Annotated in this window: 1 protein-coding gene; it reads left to right on the top strand. The window is 72.8% G+C overall.

Translation table 11 applies throughout. The features are described from left to right. Positions 1-202 (top strand): hypothetical protein (locus ACPYOM_RS24350; RefSeq protein WP_481347955.1); only part of this gene is annotated, 202 nt, incomplete at its 5' end. Positions 203-228 lie beyond the last annotated feature (26 nt).

Genomic DNA, 228 nt, shown 5'->3' with positions numbered 1-228 from the left:
CCACGTGGCCGGCACTGTTGCGGTGAAGGCCAGCTTTTTCGGCGTATCCGGCGGCGATGTCGGACATGCGCGGCCCATCCGTGGCGGACGCCGGCGCCTCCAGGCGGGGCCCCTCGCCTCGCCGGTCCTCGCCGCGCTGGTCCTCGCCGCGCTGGTCCTCGCCGCGCTGGGGCGAAGACGGTCCGGTGTCCTTGGGATCTGATCCGCTGGCGACGGTCATAGGTGCTC

The sequence above is a fragment of the Monashia sp. HAY1-2A genome, from assembly GCF_056755315.1.
The sequence above is the reverse complement of the archived record's forward strand: the minus strand, read 5'-3'. Positions and strand labels throughout refer to the sequence as shown.